This is a genomic window from Paenibacillus tundrae, from assembly GCF_030812775.1.
GTDB lineage: Bacteria > Bacillota > Bacilli > Paenibacillales > Paenibacillaceae > Paenibacillus > Paenibacillus tundrae_A.
This window is the reverse complement of record NZ_JAUSTI010000019.1, coordinates 15,178-31,755: the sequence shown is the minus strand read 5'-3', so window position 1 is coordinate 31,755 and position 16,578 is coordinate 15,178. Positions and strand designations below refer to the sequence as shown.

Below are 16,578 nucleotides of genomic sequence, written 5' to 3'. Positions count from 1 at the left end.
CTAACCTCCAGTTATCTAGTTTTTAAATATAACTACAGCTTGGTTCGTAGGAGCTTACCGTTTTTCATTGGGATTTCATCAACAATAAAGATAGATTGTGGGACTAAATAAAGTGGTAAGTTAGAATTGCAAAAGTTATAGATATCTTTAACTTCGACATGATCACTCACTGAAACGAAGGCTATAACTCTGTTTCCATTCATTGTGTCTTTGGATTCAGTTACAACGCAATCTGTGACTCGCGGCATCATTTTGATCATGTCTTCAATCTCATATGGATAAATAGCCACTCCTCCTCTTGAGATCTGACCATCTACTCTACCAAGTACATACAAGAATCCCTCCTTATCTAGGTATCCAAGATCCCCAGTTTTGAGCAGACCATCACCAATAATCTTATTTGTCAATAAATTGTTTTTGTAATATCCGATCATCAGTGAGGGCGTGTTAATAACGATTTCCCCGATTTTCCTTTCCCCCTCCAATTGATTGTGTTCGTCATGGTTGAGGATTGACAGTTCTATCTCTTCTAAAGGCTTGCCAACACTTTCAAGTTTATTTGGATACAGATCTGTATCCAAATATGTTATCCTTGGACCTGCTTCAGACATACCATATGCATAATAAATTAAAGCATTTGGGAATTTTTCTTTGATATTTGTAATTTCTTCAGCTGATAGATGTTCTCCATTTACTGAGATGATTCTCAATGGACAATCTAAAACCTGTCTTTCAGAAAAATAACTAATATATTTAAGAACAGTTGCTGAGACATCTATAAAAGTAATTTTTTTTTCATATACATAGGTAGTCGTACTGAGTAAATCATCATTCCGTTTAAAATGCAGCTCGGACCCAGCCATTATTGATGGCAAAATTAAGGAAGAGAGTGAAGCAACATGATGCAAAGGTTTAAGATTCAGACACTTATCATTATGTGAAAGTTTTAAATAGGCATTTATTTTCTTAGCATTTAAAATAAGTCCTCTATGAGAATGTACAATCCCTTTTGGTTTGTTGCTGGTACCTGTTGAAAAGGATATATAAGCTGCATTACATAAATCAGGCGTAATTGTGTCTGCAAGCGTAACAGAATATGTTTGCAGTTCTTTATCCTCATAAATCATTTTGGGATTTATATATTCTTTCATTAATTCTTTATCTAATCTTTTCAACTCATAATTAACAATAGCTACAATGCCTTGGAGTGACCAACAAGCTAACATTAATTCGAGAATAGATATGTGATCCTGAGAACAAACTAATAAAATGTCACCTTTCTTAAACCCATAATTTTCAAGTTCTCGTCTTCTGTAATAAACGCGATTCCTAATATATGAATATGAATATTGATTATTTGACTCATATACCATAATTTTATCCATATATAAACGAGAGCACTTCTCAAATAAATTATAAATATTGGTAATATCCATATAATCCTCATTTTTTATTCGCATTGTATACATGACTCCCCACAAACTCTTCAAGTGTTTCACAAATAAAGTCAGTTTCCTTTGCTGTAAGTCCAGTATGACAAGGTAATGTAAAATGGTTAGAAGAAAATATCTGGGAATTCGGGAATTGTTGATTTCTAAATATATTTTTAGTACTTAAGTGTTCACTTAATGTAGTTTCATAACAATGACCTAATTCAATATTTTTGCTTCGGAAAAATTCAGTGATATCTTTCTTTTTTATTATATTATCTCTAATTTTTACAATATACTTATAATAAGGATGTACTCTGCGATCATCATGTGGCTGAGTCTGAAATAACTGTTTGTGTCTTTTAATCACCTGATCATAGGAATCGGCTACTCTGTTTCTCCGTATCAATATTTCTGAAAGCTCACTTATCTGCAAGAAACATAACAAAGCACTGAATTCACTTATAAACCAGTTCGGTGAAACTTGTAAGTTCATCCCTTTAGGTGAATTGCCATGTGCTCTGCATAATAGGGCAAATTCCGCAAGCCCCCCGTCGTTTGTTGTAAGAATCCCGCCTGTGCCACCAGTAACTATTTTGGTTGGATACAGGGAAATAGCTGAAGCAAAGCCAATCCCACCAGCACTATCATTCTGATAACTCGCACCAAAAGCATGAGAAGCATCTTCAATTAATGTAATATTATGATCTTTGCAGAACGCTTTAAGTTCAGTAACATATTCAGGAATATATCCTGCAATGTGAACTAAGATCAGTGCCCTCGTTTTTGGTGTAATTTTATTCCTCACATCACTGATATCTATGCAGAATGTCTTCGGGTCAATATCCACCAATATTGGCGTAGCTCCGGCATTACGTAAAGCATAGATTGTAGAAATAAATGTGTTATTCGGAACTAAAACTTCTTCACCATTCAGTTCCAGATAATTTAATATTATTTCAATTGCTGCTGTTGCAGAAGAAACTGCAACAGCGTAGTTTGTCTTACAAACCTTTTTGGCTTTCTCTTCTAATAAATTTGTGTATTTTCCACAAATCAACTGACCGGAATCTAATATTTCTCGTGAACTTACTGCAAATTCCTCCTTTTGTATTTCACTAAACCAGGGAAGTGTATTGTGTGTTATTGGTTTTAAGTTTTTCACTTTTAAACTTCTCCTTCTCCAAATCTAAGTAAGCAATAATTTCACTTTTAGGACGCTGAAAAATCCAATCTACTATAGACAAATTAGAAGTGAACTGATCTGCGTGCATCTGGTCATAACTGGGATGGATAAAACCTTGAGGTATTAAACTTATTCCTTTTTCAATGAATTTTTCCTTGACAATGTAGTCAGCTGTCCCTCCATAAATGTAAGCATTTACACCAGTAGCCTCACAAAGGTCAACTAGTCTTAATGTCTTATCAGCTCTCGTAACAACATCAGATGCAAAAAGAATATTTGCATCGACGTTTAAATAATCTAATATATGATTTATAATATTGACATTAAGATGTATTAACTTTTTGTAGTTTTGCGAATAAATTTGTTCTAGTCTTTCATAAAATTCATTAAAATATTTCGACTTTTTATAAGAATAATATATTGTTTCTAGGTGCTTCTTTCTCCAGTCAAAGTGTTCAGAGATTTCAATATTTTTGATTAGACCAACTCCATCCCCCTTTGTTATAGGAACAGATAACCTTGTCTGGCCATTCATTGTGTTGATACTATTTCTCTGCTGGAATTGATCTCTAGTAAACATTACATTATCTAAGACAATATAATTTTCTGAAATACAGATCTTATGGATAAGACCAATCCAAGGTAAAAAGTTAGGCTGATGAATACAAACTGTTTTAATTGACATATTTCATCCTCTAATTAATAAATTTACGTTATCGACTTATTAGGGTCTAATACTTTTCGTTTATACGTAAAACATTTTTATAAATAATATCCATGTTTCATATCAAATTTACTTTGATCTGGAGCATTTACTTCGCCGGCTAAAAAAGCATCCATTACTTTGTTGTATTTATGATGTCTGCACATCCGCAAATCACAGCCTAGCCCTTGCATTTGAGTGTTAAGTTTGTTGATTACATCCAGATGTTGTTCAGATCCCCAGATTTCCTTTAGTGAGTTGTGATTAATATTCCCTATACAAAACTCTTTTTTTGCCCCATATGGGATTTCAATGGAACATTCTCCAATTGTTGAGATTAAAATATTGTGACCCATTTTAACTGTCCAACAATTACTAGCAGGTTTTATATCTTTAGAGGGGAGTAGACTCTTTAAGAAATCATCGACATACTCTTCACCTATATCCATTTTTTTTCTGACCAAGGACTCCAATTCTTCCTTCTGTAATTCTGATAGCTCTACATCTTGTCCTTCTTCGAAATTATTGACGCAACGCATAAAAATGTATTCTACTCCTAACTCTTTATAAAAGTGATATATTTCAGGTAAATATTTGTAGTTAACTCGGTTAATTAGTATCTTGAAATTTAGTTCGGGATATTTGAGATTATAATCCTTTTTCATCTGAATAAGTTTTTTTATATTTTTAGTTTGCGCTTTAAAGGCATTTACTTTTACAACCTCTTTATACAGTTCAGGCGTATGAGCATACACACTTATCGCTATAAAGTGCATTTTTCTAAGTATGTCTGGATTAATTATTTTTTGAAGCATTACTGCATTCGTCACTAAACTTGGTTTACAATTTTCACCGTAATCAATACTTCTTATTAGGTCAGCTAAATCCATCCCTCCATCTCTCCAGGAGAGCGGCTCTCCTCCGCCTGTATAAATGATTCCTCTAGCTCCCATTTCTAAAAGTTCACGATGTGTTTTCAAAACCAAATCCAGTTTATTTTTTTGTAGATGTTTATTTCTTTCATCATAAGAACAAAAAACACAATGATGATTGCATACTGCTGTCAATTGAAAATCAACTGTCCATGGTGCAGGTGCGATCCTTAAAAACTCTTCTCTGTTAAATATCCCTTTATAATTAGCAATCCTACCTGTGTACAAAACTTTATCATCTGTGAATTCTTCATGTGGTTCACTTAATACTGATAGTGGTGTCATTCCTCTTTTTTCTTCAATTAACATTCATATATCCTCCTCTTAAAATCTTGTTCAAACTGTCTCTTATACTCTTCTTCAATAAGATACTTCTCAACGAAAGTTAAATTAAAAAACCAAGAGGATTCTTACCTTGTGGTTCTTCTGAATTAATCATCATTCGATAAGCCTTTCGGTCACCTTCCCATGATTTTCTTCCGTGTAACCACCAACCATTATTAGCGATATATCCTTGATTAGAATCCAATTTAAAGGTTAATGTCTGTTTTTCAAACATCTCTTGTAGTTCAGGCATCAAGTTCATTATTGAGATAGAAAAATAAATTAAATTGTCGTATCTAAACCTTATCAACATTCGATTTTCAGACAATTTCTCATAAAAGGATCCTAGCAACAGATCCTCTCCAAAAATAATTGAGCCTGGGCGACATAATTCATTTAACATCTTTGGATTATTTTCTTTCAACTCAGAGTACAATTTTTTACCATCTAAAAGAATGGATTCCCCCCCTACAGTATCCACTTCCTTACAATAAAAAAACAAAAGGGAAGGAGGCAATTTATTTTTACTGAGGTCTGTATGATATTCAAATGTACGAGCAGTAAATTTCCTGTACCAATTCTTCTCATACATATTTGTAATTACATCTGCTCCATCACTATCACTTTTTCTATGGAAATAAACGCTCCCAAATTTTTTTGTAAATTCTACATACTCTTCTCTTGTAAAATCGTGGTTAAATGTTACAAGTCCCTTCTCATTGAGCGCTTCTTGTATTTTTTCAACATAATCTGGTCTATTAATGTCAATAAAGTAATCATTAAAAACGGTTTTTGTACTCTCCAATTACTGTCACCCCTTTTATGGATATAAGTTAAATATACTTACTGTCACTTTTTTCAATCTTCTTAATCACGAATTGTTCTAAGTCTTGATAACGTTTGAAAATCTCATAATCAATAGCATCATAGGAAATTTGAAAATTATAATGATTCTCTACTTCAACCAATAATCTTAAAATCTGTAAAGAATCAAACCCTAGATCCTCAAGAAGATCTGTATCGTGAGTAATCTCTTTATTTAAAAATGATAAGTTTGAAATAATATTTTTTAAATCTTCCATATAAAGACCTCCATTTGTCTTCTACATGATTCAATAGAGTAACAATTACATATTCAAAAACGAAATTCTTAAATAATAATTAGAAATCTTTTTTGTGAATAATTAAAAATGATTCTGCATATCGATTACCACTTTGATGACCTCTCCACTCTGCTAACTTCTCCACATCTATTAGGTAGTGGGTCATATGTCCCACCATTTGTGATTTGTGAATTTCCAATGATTTTATTTTCTCTTGAAAATATTCACTTATATCAACATAAAGATTAGGAATGAATTGATTACTAGTTATAAGATTATTCTGATTTATTTGTTCAAATGAGAGAAGATCACATTTATGTTTACGAAAACATGTAAGAACAGCTTGAGCAACTATTCTATGATCCTGATGACTATCTTTAATAAAATGGGTATAAATTGAGTCGGGTTGATATTCTTCAATTACTCGGTCTAATTTCGTAATCAAATAGAATAGTGTATGATCCTCTGCAATTGAGGTTTTATTTTTTTCTAAAAATTCCACATCCATACCAAGTAGTTTCGCTGATTTTTTTGCTTCATCAATTCTTATTTCAGGTTCACTCGGCAGGCATATTATTAAATTTTTAACTTCATGTCCTAAAGTTGTCATCTTTTTTATAGTACCGCCCATTGTAATCTCTGCATCATCAGGATGAGCTGTTATGATTAAGTTTCTCTTTTTAATCATTGCATTACATTCCTCTCGATATTAAATTGATTTATCAATTTAACAATATTCTCCTTTCCATCAGGAAGCTTGGCTCTCATCATTTTTTGAATATATTTTTCTTTATCATGAAATAACTCATCTAAAGCATCTAAAAATGCTTTATCGGTGAGATTTTCTTCCTGCAGCATTTTGCTATAGCCAAGTTCACTAAACATAGCAGCATTAAGAATTTGATCACCTCTACTCGCTGTTTTAGGAAGTGGTATAAGCAAACTAGGGATTTTTAAATACAGGAACTCGAATATTGAATTTGAACCCGCCCTGCCAACGGCAATATCCGTTATTTTAAAAAGATCAGCCATCTCCTTTTGAACATATTCAAACTGTCTATAACCTTGTATCTCATTAAATCCTTTATCCAGCTTTCCTTTTCCGCAAATATGGACAATTTGAAATTTATTTAGTATGTCATTAATATTATCTCTGATAAGTTTATTAATTTTTACAGAGCCTAAACTACCACCTAATACCATAAGAATCGGTTTTCCTTCAACAAAACCACAATAGCTTAGTCCATTTGAAGCATCACCACTTATCAATTCCTGTCGTATGGGAGAGCCTACATGAATGCTCTTATTTTTTGGTAAGAAATCTAATGTTTCCGCAAATGAGGTACAGATATTCTGTGCAAAGGGAGTAGAAAGTTTATTGGCTAAACCTGGTGTTAAATCAGATTCGTGCAAAATAACAGGAACACGATTTAACCAACCACCAATAACTATGGGAACAGACACAAATCCTCCTTTGGAGAATATAACATTAGGTTTAATTTTCCTGATAATTAGAGTGGATTTGCATATTCCTAAAAATACGTTGAATATATCTGTGAGGTTTTTCCAGTCAAAGTATCTTCTCCACTTCCCTGCTTTAACTGAATGATATATTACGCTATCTTTTGGTACCACTTTACTTTCAATTCCTTTTTTTGTACCAATATAATGAATTTCCCATCCCGCATTCTGTAAGTCTGGGATAAGGGATAAATTAGGTGTGACATGTCCTGCTGATCCTCCTCCAGTTAAAACTATTTTATTTTTCAATCTTCCCTCCTCCTTCATGTATAAATTCTAAATTTGGGACAGTAACTTTGTCCTGTCTAAAATATTGTTTTTGCACATCTTGTTCAACTGGACTTGACAACTGATGAAATAACATCATCCCAATCGGTAAACCCGGATAAAGCTTAATAGACAACGGACCATTATTCTTAATTTCTAATATGATTGACCGAGGTTCTTCATATAGATTATCAATAATTCCAGAAGTACAGTGTATTGATAGACCCAACCTAGCAATCGTGCTTCTCCCTTCCAAGTATCCCACTATATCCCTTGGAGTCTTTATGGTTTCCAATGTGGACATAAGAATAAACTCATTAGGACTTAGAATAAAGCCGGCGACAGGATCAATGATATTAGTTGTATATCTTAACTTTTCAGGTTTGCTCATATCTATTGTTTGATTTCGATCATACGTAATAATTTCGTTAGAAATATGGACTCTAACTCCATTTGGTCTTAAATTTTGAATATCGAATGGAGATATTCTCAAATTGTCGTTTTCTATTAATTTCATAATATCAACATCAGCTAAGATCATAGTGAAATACCCATTTCAAAGTCGCGATACACTTGTGATGGTTGTGGTCCCATTAACCCTTGGTATTTACCTTTATATAATTCAATCTCTCCTTGAACTTCCCAAAACGTCACTTGACCAATCATCATCCCAGGATATACTTTTACTGGTTGAACAGCATGAAGTTGAAGTGTCCATTGATTATGTGAGCCAATATCTATAAGATCAGCAGTTACATGAACAAACAACCCCATTCTGGCAATAGATGATCTTGCTCTTATGATTGGAACGTACTTATCACTACCCATTACTTCCATTGTATGTCCAAGATAAATCTTATCGGGTTCCAGCACGTAACCTTCATTACCTATTTCGATATCAATTGTATCTTGTTTAACTTTTGGATCAAGAATATCATTTTTATAGCATTTGATAGTGGATCCGAGTCTAAAATTGTAGCTATTCGGGTTGATTTGATTTGATGAGAAAGGTTCAATAGTTATATTTCCCTGTTCATACTGTTTAGAAATCTCAAGTCCTGTTAAAATCATGTTGCCTCCTATTTTTTATATAAGGTATTTAATAAACATAACTGTGGATTGTTGTACGCAGAATATTCTCCAGAATATTCTATAATTTCACCATAAGGCTTCCAAAAGCTTACTTGCCCAATTACCATTTCAGGGTAGATTTTAATAGGTTGAACACAAACTAGCTCAAGTGTCCATTTATGCGCAGGGCCAAGGTTACCTAAATCAGCCGAAACCTGTAAGTATAACCCCAACCTTCCAATTGAAGATCTGCCAATCAGAGAAGTAACATACCTATTACTTCCAATTGTTTCATGAGTGCTTGCAAGATATAATTGTCCAGGCTCTAAAAGATATCCCTCCTCAGGAATCGTTTCATAAGATGTATTTTGTGAAGTTTGTCCTAACGAAATATTCTTATCCACTTTCAATATTTTTCTACCAATTCTATAGTTATAACTATTCGGATTGATATGGTTAGAATTAAAAGGTTCAATAGTTATATTATCTTGTTTAACTTGTCTTAAAATTTCTTTACCCGTTAAGATCATAGAACCTCCAAGTCTTCTGCCAACTTCATATTAAAGTAATCCCAACCCTTAGCTTTAAAAGGAACGGAATCTTCCTCACTTGACTTTCTTAAGTAAAGCCCTGAACCAGATGAACAAATCCCAATGATACTAACGTTCTCTTTATCAAGATCTGTTTTATGGTTCTCATAAATCTCCTTATTAATAGTTCCCAAAAATTGAAAATCTGCCCCTCCTCCCAGAATCACTTCTGATATGTCGATCTCTAAAAATTCAGCAACTTTATAAGACAATGGATGTATAGGAAACTGCCTAAAATCCAATTCCATTTTAAGCTTATTTATTTCAGAAAGTTCTAAATATGATTGTGAGAATCCATCTGTATTATCCATTGCAGTAGCTTTTCCCATAAAACCTGAAAGAAGCAAAGAGAGCGTCTTTCTCGCTTTTGTTTTCTTAAATTGATTTTTTAATATATTTTCTTCTTCCTCAGTGAGTTTATGTCCCATAGGTTTCGCTTTTAAAAAGTAATAAAAAGCAGTGGAAGTTAAACCTACATCATCTGAACAATAGATTAAATCCCCACTGTTCGCTCCTGATCTATACAAAACTTTTTCTGTTTCGACAATACCAATTGAAGTAGCGCTTAAACTCAATTCTATAGAGTGACTAAGATCTCCGCCGATTACGGGACAATCATATTCATCACATGCTTTTTTTACCCCTAGCAAAATTTCATTTAAATCATTTGTTTCAAATTCATTTGGAAATGCAAAGTTCAATAATAGACCAGTGGGAGTACTTCCACTCGCTAAAACATCACTAATATTTAAAACAGCCAAATAATAACCTAATTCAAAGTAGTCAATTATCCCCAATTTAAAACTAATTAGGTCAGCGGGAACACGATCTGTCGAAAGACAAATAGAAAATTTAGTTCCTCCTACTTTTATCACTGCACAATCATCACCTGATAAATTCGGATCATTTAGTGGATTAAAAAGAGGTTTTATGAGCGTCTTAATTAAGTTTTTTTCGCCTACATCCTTAACTGTTTGTAAATCCAAAGTATGATCATCTCCTGTTTCTTAGAAATGGAAAATATATCAAACAACTTAACACCTTTGTCTGAATGACACAATACATTATGTGTTTTTGGATAAAAACTGTATTTTTGATAATTGCCGACAAATTTCCTTATAGGTAAAATCATAATATCTTCAAATTTCAATTTAAGGAGTGTGATATCTTTCATTTATTAAGAATGTTTCTTGAGTATTCAGTTGCTATAGTTCCTAAGCCTTAGGTTTGCATTCTAATGTGTCAATGTATAGCAGTAAGTAATTTGCTTTGGGAGGTAGCACCTTGAAAATCGATTTAGCAGCAACCTACTCATTCATTGCAATCCCTGTAGATTCAACATTACAACTATCAAGTGAGAAGAGAATACTTCTTCTTGAAAGTAATGGAAAATTACTAATTTCAACCGTAGGAAACTCTCAAATTCAGTATGAGAACACTTCCTTTATGGGCAAAGGAAGCTTTTCAATTATGAATATAGACAATGATACTGTCTTTATAAGAGCTGTCGTCTTCTCTACTGGCACTGAAGAATCTATCCCAATAGACAATTTCCTAATATTCGAAAAAGAAGATCGTATACTCTTATCTAATTTAATTGACAAATGTATATCAAATATTGATAAACATGTTATCGATTGTTCAAATAGGGAGGAGAGTTTTTTTAGATCACTATATAAGACTATGCAATTGAGCCATAAGAAAATCGATTTTCGTTTGGTCTATATACACCGCTACATTAATGATCATTATTTTGAAGTAATCACGCTAAACTTTCTGGCAGAATTAATTGGATTCAATCCGGTTTATCTAAGTAATACTTACAAAAAGTTCTTTAATTTATCGCCAATTCAGTATCTGCAACTTGTACGCATGCGAGAAGCATGTAATTTATTAATAAATACGACTTTATCAATAGCTGAAATCGCTTCAAAAGTTGGATATGTTTCTAATTCCCAATTTAGTATGACATTTAAAAAACATTTTGGAAAAACCCCTATGGAGTATCGCAATATTTCTTTGCTTCAAAGAAATATGATTAATAATAGAAGTTTGAAAGGTGGAGTTTAAATGTGGGTAAACATACGAGGAATCATTGAAAGAATTCATGAGGGTCAAATAGAAATTGTAATTCAAAAAAGAGACAAGCCAGGCGAAAGTTACAGCTTTGAACTGCCAGGAGGTAGACTAGAGGAATTTGAATCCATACTAGAAGGCTTGAAAAGGGAAATTCGCGAAGAAACAGGCTTAGAGGTTACACATGTACAGGGTTCCAATGACTACATCACTATAGTTCAGGAGAATATAATAATTGAGTCCATACAACCATTTGATGTATACCAAACAATTAAAGGTAAAGTTGATTCCATGGGAATGGTATTCATCTGCAAAGCCACAGGAACGTTGACTACAAAAGGGGACGGAACCGATGAGGTACAATGGATATCACTCTGTGCTTTAGAGGAAATATTGAAAGATGATTCCCATTCTTTTACCCCTGTAGGGAGAGCATGCCTAACCTCATATATTAATAGGAAAGGTAGGTGAAATTCAGAGTAATTGTTTAATTTTATAACCTTCGGTAGAGTTTATGCTTGATACACATGCATGACTCTATTTTTTATAGATTATCTAAACTACGTCCATATATGGGAAGTTGAAAAAATTCAAGTTTCCAATGTATCATTTTTACTTATAGAGATATTAATTATTTTTCTATCGTAGCTTGGACAATTACACTTATTGATCCTAAGCATTCTTTCCGGAAGATGTATTATATAGAAAAAAAATCACCTTAAATCTAATCTTAAATTGAGAAGTTTATGTCTGAAGTTTATTTTATCCCATTATTATACATCTGACAACATAGTATTCACTCGTTAATCATCAAATGACTTCCGTTATGGATTTGAATAGTTTTACCAGTGAGTAAAGAAAGTCCACTAACAACTACACTATGCACTCTCTGGAAAAGATCAATCCGTTGAAGGGCTTATTCTTGAAGTTGCCGACAAGATGGATCAGGTATATGAAGCCTTTGCAGAATTACAACGGGGAAATACGGAGAAAGAATTCATTGTGATGTATCGATATGCCCTGATCAAAATAAAGAACATTGACCTCCATTGTGTTCACTATTCCCTCTATCACATCCTCCCCGACATTATTCAGGAAGGCATCCGTTCCCCGATTGATATTCGCAAAATAACTGAAGAGGCACTCGCCGAATAATCAGCTCAAGTCGCCATGGCTCTCATGATCCAGGGACAAAGCTTTTTTTCGTTCTGCACACTGTTGCCGATATTCACTCGGATATACCCCTGTTTTATTTTTGAAAATACGGCTGAAATAATGAGAGTCCGCGTAGCCAACGGCTTTGCCTATCGATTGAATGTCCAGGTTCTGATGCGCAACCAGCAACCGCTTCGCTTCGTTAATTCGCAGTCCTGTCATATATTTGAGCGGAGTTTCGCCCGTTACTTTTTTGAAACACTTACCTAGATAATCCACGCTAAAGTGCATCTGTCCCGCCATATCCTGAAGGCTGATCTCATGCATATAATGCTGCTTCACGTATAGTTTGACCGCCTCTGCGATATCCTCCGGCTTCCTCTGCTCCTCCACTGCCGCGCTCACATGCGTGAGAGAATCAACCACATTCCCAAGCTTGAGCTCCATTGCATCCAGCAGTCCACGAATTTGGTCTTCCGAGATCGGCTTGAGCAAATAATCCTCCACCTTATAGCTGATCGCCTGACGTGCATACTCAAACTCATGATGGCCACTTAGGATTACAATTTTCACTTGAGGATAGGCAAAATACAGATGCTTCGCCAGCTCTAATCCATTCATCACAGGCATCTGAATATCGGTGACGACGAGATCAGGAACCGTCTGTTCGATCAGTTGCAGTGCTTCCTGTCCGTTCCTCGCTTCACCAATCACCTCGAATCGTGTACCCAACTCGCTGAACTTCCGCGACACGTTACGACGGATAAGTGCTTCATCCTCCACAATAATGGTTCTGTAGTTCACTGACATGTTCAGCCACGCTCCTTTCGAATCAATCCACCCACGGTAATTCTGACCCCGCCGTTAGGCCTGTTTTCAATGTGCATCTGTGCTCTTGATCCATACCATAATTTCAGTCGTATCCAAATATTTCTCAGCCCCATGCCGTTAATCGCAAGATCAGGAATACGCTCCCAGTCCTGTGAGGATTCAATATACGCTTGTATGGATGTCAATACCTCTGGCTCCATGCCCGGTCCGTTGTCTTCAACGATGATCCGCCAGGTTTCTTCCGCTTCGTTCAACTCTCCTCCCACATACAGTTTCCATGGAGGTGAATCACCTAATCCATATTTGATGGTGTTCTCCAGCAAGGGCTGGATCAGCAGCATAGGAATACGTATGTGGTGCATGGCCTCTGGAATATGAAACGTATAATGCAGATCCTCTTCGAACCGAATTTTCATACACTCCAAATACCGCTCGCAATAATTCATTTCCTCTGATAAGGTCACACCTTCAGGGTTAGGTGCTGAGATGTAACGAAGCATCGCTGTAATATGTCCACAAAAAGCAACGATCTGATCATTCATGCCCTCTTCCGCCATGATGCTGATATTCGTGATGTTATTGTAAAGGAAGTGAGGATTCATCTGGGATTGCAACGCGAATAAACGTGTATCCGTTTCCTGCGACTTGAGAGCAAGCATGTCCTGGAAGGACTGCATAAGCTGTTGATTCAAGCGCACAAATGTATCATTTAATTCATCCATCTCGCGAATAGAGCTTGGATGATCCAGCTTGAACAAATGACCCGAATCCTGGCCTGTGGCGAGGTCTTGTACACCGATCTTTTGAATGATGCGCTGTAGTCGATGCAGGGGTAACGTGACTCTTTTGGAGATCAGATACGATAACACTAAAATGAGCAATAACATGCCTAACGTAGCGCCTATAAATAGCGTAGCCATCCGGTTCAGGCTCACGAACAACGATTGCTTCGATTGTGTCACAATCACTGTCCAGCCCGTTTCGGCTGAGGTCATATACGTCATCATCTGAGGAGAGTTGCTGTCCGTATGGACGACCTCTTGCATTTCACCTGGTGGGTATTGCCCCGTGCGAATCATAGCCAGATCCTCTGAACTAATCATCATTGTTGCCTCAGCATCCTCCGACGAAAAGCGGGAGAAGGGATACAATAACGATCCCCGCTCATCAATTACATCAATATGCAGCTCTTCATTCCCAGCCTGTATTTCATGTAAATAGTTGAACATCGTTTGGGCATCCTGCAAAATTTCGACGACGCCTTGGCTGACGTAATTCCCGTTCTTATACACACGAGTAAGTGAGACATATCGGCTATCCGACTCTCCTTCACCTGTAGGCATGGGCAGACTGCCTCCATCTAACATCGTGATAACTCGCCAGCCATTGCGATTCCAAGTTTCGTTGTACCAAGGTCTCTGCGTTAAATCGACATTCATCTGTCCATTAAAAGCACCTGCCCCCAGCATTTTGCCATTCACATCATAGATGTTAGCCTGCTTGGCTGTATTCGAGCTGCTAATGATGGCTAATATGACGTCGATCAGCGTGGTTGTATCTTTGTAGAATGCTGGATCTGCCGCAAGCCCCTGCTCGCTTCCTTCCGCAGGAGACAAGTAGTGACTAAAGTGCTCCTTAACCAGATTGGAATAGGCAATATTCATGGAGAAATTGTTCATCTTGACCACTTCCTGATCCAGATTACTCACCAGGGATGCACCGAGCTGTTTCTGCTGTTCTTCGCTGCGACTGCGAATATCATTGGCCAGAAAAACGTACAACAGCCCTGCCACAATGAGCGCAAACACAATAAAAACTGCCGAGTAATACATAAACAAGCTTTGCTGCAACGTTCGAAAACGGTATCGAATCATCTTACACCTCAATCTACGGGTTCGAAAATGTCCACCCAACAGACCGCTTTTGTCTATTGAGCCCATTCCTCAATCAGCGTAATGTTGAACATATAAGAATACGCTTACATTACGTTGTACTGCAAGACATCATATCTTATTCTTCCAGGAGGTTCAATGATGAAAAAAAGATTTTTGGTATCACTAGCCAGCTTGTTACTCGTATCTGGATTGCTGCTAGCTGGCTGTAACTCAGCTAAAACATCGGAAGGTTCAGGCAAGGTAACCCTTACGTTTGGAACCAGCCAAAGTGGTATTCCACGCACCGGAATTATGCAAACGATGGCGAAGGAATATGAACAAGAAACAGGTGTGAAAATTGACTTTCAGGTGGTGCCTGATGCCCAGTGGCGTGATCTGATCAAAGTAAAGCTCGCTTCTGGTGAAGCACCGGATATCTTCAATGTCGATGTAGACCCACTTAGCATGCCAGCTAATGTGCGACCTGAAGAGAATGCGATTGACCTGACCAATGAGGAATTTGCCGGACGAATGTCCGAAGAAATTCTACCAACCGTCAGCCATAACGATAAAGTTTACGGCGTTTCATTCGCTCCATCGAAAATCTGGTATGTGTACTATAACAAACGGATATTTAATGAGCTGGGCATTGAGCCCCCAACCACATACGCCGAGTTTAAGGCTATTAGCGAGAAAATTAAGGCTCAAGATATCATCCCATTCTACCAAGCACCAGCAAGCGGATGGTATCAGGTACTCCCCCTGTTCGAGACAGGGCCTAACTATGAACATACGACACCGGGAACCTATGAGAAGCTAAACAACAATGAGATGAAGGTCGCAGATCTGACGCAGTTAAGGACCGTTATTGAGCAATTAAAAGAATTCGCGGATCTCGGCTATTTCGGCAAGGACTTCTTGTCCAACACAGTCGAAGCTGGCATCGAAGCCTTTGGTCAGGAAAAAGCAGCAATGCTGCTGCGTGTGCCTGGTACTGAAAAAGAAGTCTCCGAAGCATACCCTGCCATGGAAGACAATATGGGATTCTTCGTCATGCCTTGGGGTGATAACCAAACGATTGGTGTCAATCCAGGTGGTTCCGCAGCGATGTTTGGCAACAAAAACAGCAAGCATCCTGAAGAAGTGCTGAAATTCTTCCGCTGGATTACGGAGCATGACAATCTACAACGTGTATTTGACGGAGGCGAGGGCAATCTGACCATCTGCTGGCCCGAGATTGAACCTAAGCTGACGCAAGATTATATCGACTATGAGAAAAATCATGAAAAGGGCACGGTTATGCAAGCAGCCGTGAAGTATATCGATCCTCAATGGATGGATATCGGCAAAGATATCTCGGGTATGTTTGCCGGCGCGATGACTCCTGATCAAATTTTGCAAAATATCGATAAACGTCGGGCGGAACAAGCCAAAGTGTTGAAAGATGAGGCATGGCAGTAGTTGTGTCGTGTCACTACAGTGAAGCACGCGGCAGGAAGGACAGGTGTTACATGT

17 protein-coding genes and 1 pseudogene are annotated in these 16,578 nt (G+C 36.5%); 4 read left to right on the top strand and 14 right to left on the bottom strand.

Features of this window, described 5'->3' with window-relative positions; all coding sequences use genetic code 11:
- Positions 1–32 precede the first annotated feature (32 nt).
- The 12 genes from J2T19_RS24040 to J2T19_RS23985 form a co-directional block, all read right to left on the bottom strand.
- Positions 33–1,460: a class I adenylate-forming enzyme family protein gene (locus tag J2T19_RS24040; RefSeq protein WP_307220356.1), complete on the bottom strand. Its 1,428-nt coding sequence runs from the start codon at positions 1,458–1,460 to the stop codon at positions 33–35.
- On the bottom strand, positions 1,444–2,595 hold the full coding sequence (locus J2T19_RS24035) for a DegT/DnrJ/EryC1/StrS family aminotransferase (RefSeq protein ID WP_307220354.1): 1,152 nt from the start codon (positions 2,593–2,595) through the stop codon (positions 1,444–1,446). Before J2T19_RS24035 ends, J2T19_RS24040 begins: the two co-directional genes overlap by 17 nt.
- On the bottom strand, positions 2,549–3,301 hold the full coding sequence (locus J2T19_RS24030) for a WbqC family protein (RefSeq protein ID WP_307220352.1): 753 nt from the start codon (positions 3,299–3,301) through the stop codon (positions 2,549–2,551). Before J2T19_RS24030 ends, J2T19_RS24035 begins: the two co-directional genes overlap by 47 nt.
- A gap of 77 nt (positions 3,302–3,378) precedes the next feature.
- Entirely contained in the window at positions 3,379–4,560 is a 1,182-nt protein-coding gene (locus J2T19_RS24025) for a radical SAM protein (protein ID WP_307220350.1), read from the bottom strand.
- A 76-nt stretch (positions 4,561–4,636) separates the two neighbouring features.
- Positions 4,637–5,380, bottom strand: a complete 744-nt coding sequence (locus J2T19_RS24020; protein WP_307220348.1) for a TauD/TfdA family dioxygenase — start codon at positions 5,378–5,380, stop codon at positions 4,637–4,639.
- Positions 5,381–5,408: 28 nt separating this feature from the next.
- Positions 5,409–5,657 (bottom strand): acyl carrier protein, encoded by a 249-nt coding sequence (locus J2T19_RS24015; protein ID WP_307220346.1) that lies wholly within the window; start codon positions 5,655–5,657, stop codon positions 5,409–5,411.
- Positions 5,658–5,736: 79 nt separating this feature from the next.
- Entirely contained in the window at positions 5,737–6,366 is a 630-nt protein-coding gene (locus J2T19_RS24010) for a PIG-L deacetylase family protein (RefSeq protein WP_307220344.1), read from the bottom strand.
- Positions 6,363–7,448: an undecaprenyldiphospho-muramoylpentapeptide beta-N-acetylglucosaminyltransferase gene (gene murG / locus J2T19_RS24005; RefSeq protein WP_307220342.1), complete on the bottom strand. Its 1,086-nt coding sequence runs from the start codon at positions 7,446–7,448 to the stop codon at positions 6,363–6,365. The genes J2T19_RS24010 and murG overlap by 4 nt, the downstream gene beginning before the upstream one ends.
- A complete protein-coding gene (dcd, locus tag J2T19_RS24000; protein WP_307220339.1) occupies positions 7,438–8,007 on the bottom strand; it encodes a dCTP deaminase in 570 nt (189 codons plus the stop codon). Before dcd (J2T19_RS24000) ends, murG begins: the two co-directional genes overlap by 11 nt.
- On the bottom strand, positions 8,004–8,537 hold the full coding sequence (dcd, locus tag J2T19_RS23995; RefSeq protein ID WP_307220337.1) for a dCTP deaminase: 534 nt from the start codon (positions 8,535–8,537) through the stop codon (positions 8,004–8,006). Before dcd (J2T19_RS23995) ends, dcd (J2T19_RS24000) begins: the two co-directional genes overlap by 4 nt.
- An 8-nt stretch (positions 8,538–8,545) precedes the next feature.
- Positions 8,546–9,067, bottom strand: coding sequence for a dCTP deaminase (locus J2T19_RS23990; RefSeq protein WP_307220334.1), 522 nt, complete (start codon positions 9,065–9,067; stop codon positions 8,546–8,548).
- The gene (locus J2T19_RS23985; protein WP_307220332.1) at positions 9,064–10,113 is read right to left on the bottom strand and encodes a thiamine-phosphate kinase; all 1,050 of its coding nucleotides are present in this window, start codon (positions 10,111–10,113) and stop codon (positions 9,064–9,066) included. The genes J2T19_RS23990 and J2T19_RS23985 overlap by 4 nt, the downstream gene beginning before the upstream one ends.
- Positions 10,114–10,411: 298 nt before the next feature.
- Here J2T19_RS23985 and J2T19_RS23980 point away from each other — a divergent pair, with 298 nt between their 5' ends.
- The 3 genes and pseudogenes from J2T19_RS23980 to J2T19_RS23970 form a co-directional block, all read left to right on the top strand.
- On the top strand, positions 10,412–11,197 hold the full coding sequence (locus J2T19_RS23980) for a helix-turn-helix domain-containing protein (RefSeq protein ID WP_307220330.1): 786 nt from the start codon (positions 10,412–10,414) through the stop codon (positions 11,195–11,197).
- A complete protein-coding gene (locus tag J2T19_RS23975; protein WP_307220327.1) occupies positions 11,198–11,674 on the top strand; it encodes an NUDIX hydrolase in 477 nt (158 codons plus the stop codon).
- 420 nt (positions 11,675–12,094) lie between these two features.
- Positions 12,095–12,358, top strand: a pseudogene (locus J2T19_RS23970) (YfbR-like 5'-deoxynucleotidase); the annotation flags it as partial.
- On the opposite strand, the gene J2T19_RS23965 reads toward J2T19_RS23970, so the two are convergent.
- Both J2T19_RS23965 and J2T19_RS23960 read right to left on the bottom strand, forming a co-directional pair.
- Positions 12,359–13,168 carry a response regulator transcription factor gene (locus J2T19_RS23965; protein ID WP_307220325.1) on the bottom strand — a complete coding sequence of 270 codons (810 nt, stop codon included), beginning with the start codon at positions 13,166–13,168 and terminating at the stop codon, positions 12,359–12,361.
- Positions 13,169–13,170: 2 nt separating this feature from the next.
- A complete protein-coding gene (locus tag J2T19_RS23960; protein ID WP_307220323.1) occupies positions 13,171–15,063 on the bottom strand; it encodes a cache domain-containing sensor histidine kinase in 1,893 nt (630 codons plus the stop codon).
- Between the two features lie 159 nt (positions 15,064–15,222).
- Between J2T19_RS23960 and J2T19_RS23955 the strand changes: the two genes are divergently transcribed.
- Positions 15,223–16,524 (top strand): ABC transporter substrate-binding protein, encoded by a 1,302-nt coding sequence (locus J2T19_RS23955; protein WP_307220321.1) that lies wholly within the window; start codon positions 15,223–15,225, stop codon positions 16,522–16,524.
- Positions 16,525–16,578: the final 54 nt, after the last annotated feature.

What these genes read in the sequence shown, in the direction of transcription:
- J2T19_RS24040 (WP_307220356.1), bottom strand. Translation starts at nt 1,460, where the DNA reads ATGCGAATAAAAAATGAGGATTATATGGATATTACCAATATTTATAAT.
- J2T19_RS24030 (WP_307220352.1), bottom strand. Translation starts at nt 3,301, where the DNA reads ATGTCAATTAAAACAGTTTGTATTCATCAGCCTAACTTTTTACCTTGG.
- J2T19_RS24025 (WP_307220350.1), bottom strand. Translation starts at nt 4,560, where the DNA reads ATGTTAATTGAAGAAAAAAGAGGAATGACACCACTATCAGTATTAAGT.
- J2T19_RS24015 (WP_307220346.1), bottom strand. Translation starts at nt 5,657, where the DNA reads ATGGAAGATTTAAAAAATATTATTTCAAACTTATCATTTTTAAATAAA.
- J2T19_RS24010 (WP_307220344.1), bottom strand. Translation starts at nt 6,366, where the DNA reads ATGATTAAAAAGAGAAACTTAATCATAACAGCTCATCCTGATGATGCA.
- dcd (WP_307220339.1), bottom strand. Translation starts at nt 8,007, where the DNA reads ATGATCTTAGCTGATGTTGATATTATGAAATTAATAGAAAACGACAAT.
- dcd (WP_307220337.1), bottom strand. Translation starts at nt 8,537, where the DNA reads ATGATTTTAACAGGACTTGAGATTTCTAAACAGTATGAACAGGGAAAT.
- J2T19_RS23990 (WP_307220334.1), bottom strand. Translation starts at nt 9,067, where the DNA reads ATGATCTTAACGGGTAAAGAAATTTTAAGACAAGTTAAACAAGATAAT.
- J2T19_RS23975 (WP_307220327.1), top strand. Translation starts at nt 11,198, where the DNA reads ATGTGGGTAAACATACGAGGAATCATTGAAAGAATTCATGAGGGTCAA.
- J2T19_RS23965 (WP_307220325.1), bottom strand. Translation starts at nt 13,168, where the DNA reads ATGTCAGTGAACTACAGAACCATTATTGTGGAGGATGAAGCACTTATC.
- J2T19_RS23960 (WP_307220323.1), bottom strand. Translation starts at nt 15,063, where the DNA reads ATGATTCGATACCGTTTTCGAACGTTGCAGCAAAGCTTGTTTATGTAT.
- J2T19_RS23955 (WP_307220321.1), top strand. Translation starts at nt 15,223, where the DNA reads ATGAAAAAAAGATTTTTGGTATCACTAGCCAGCTTGTTACTCGTATCT.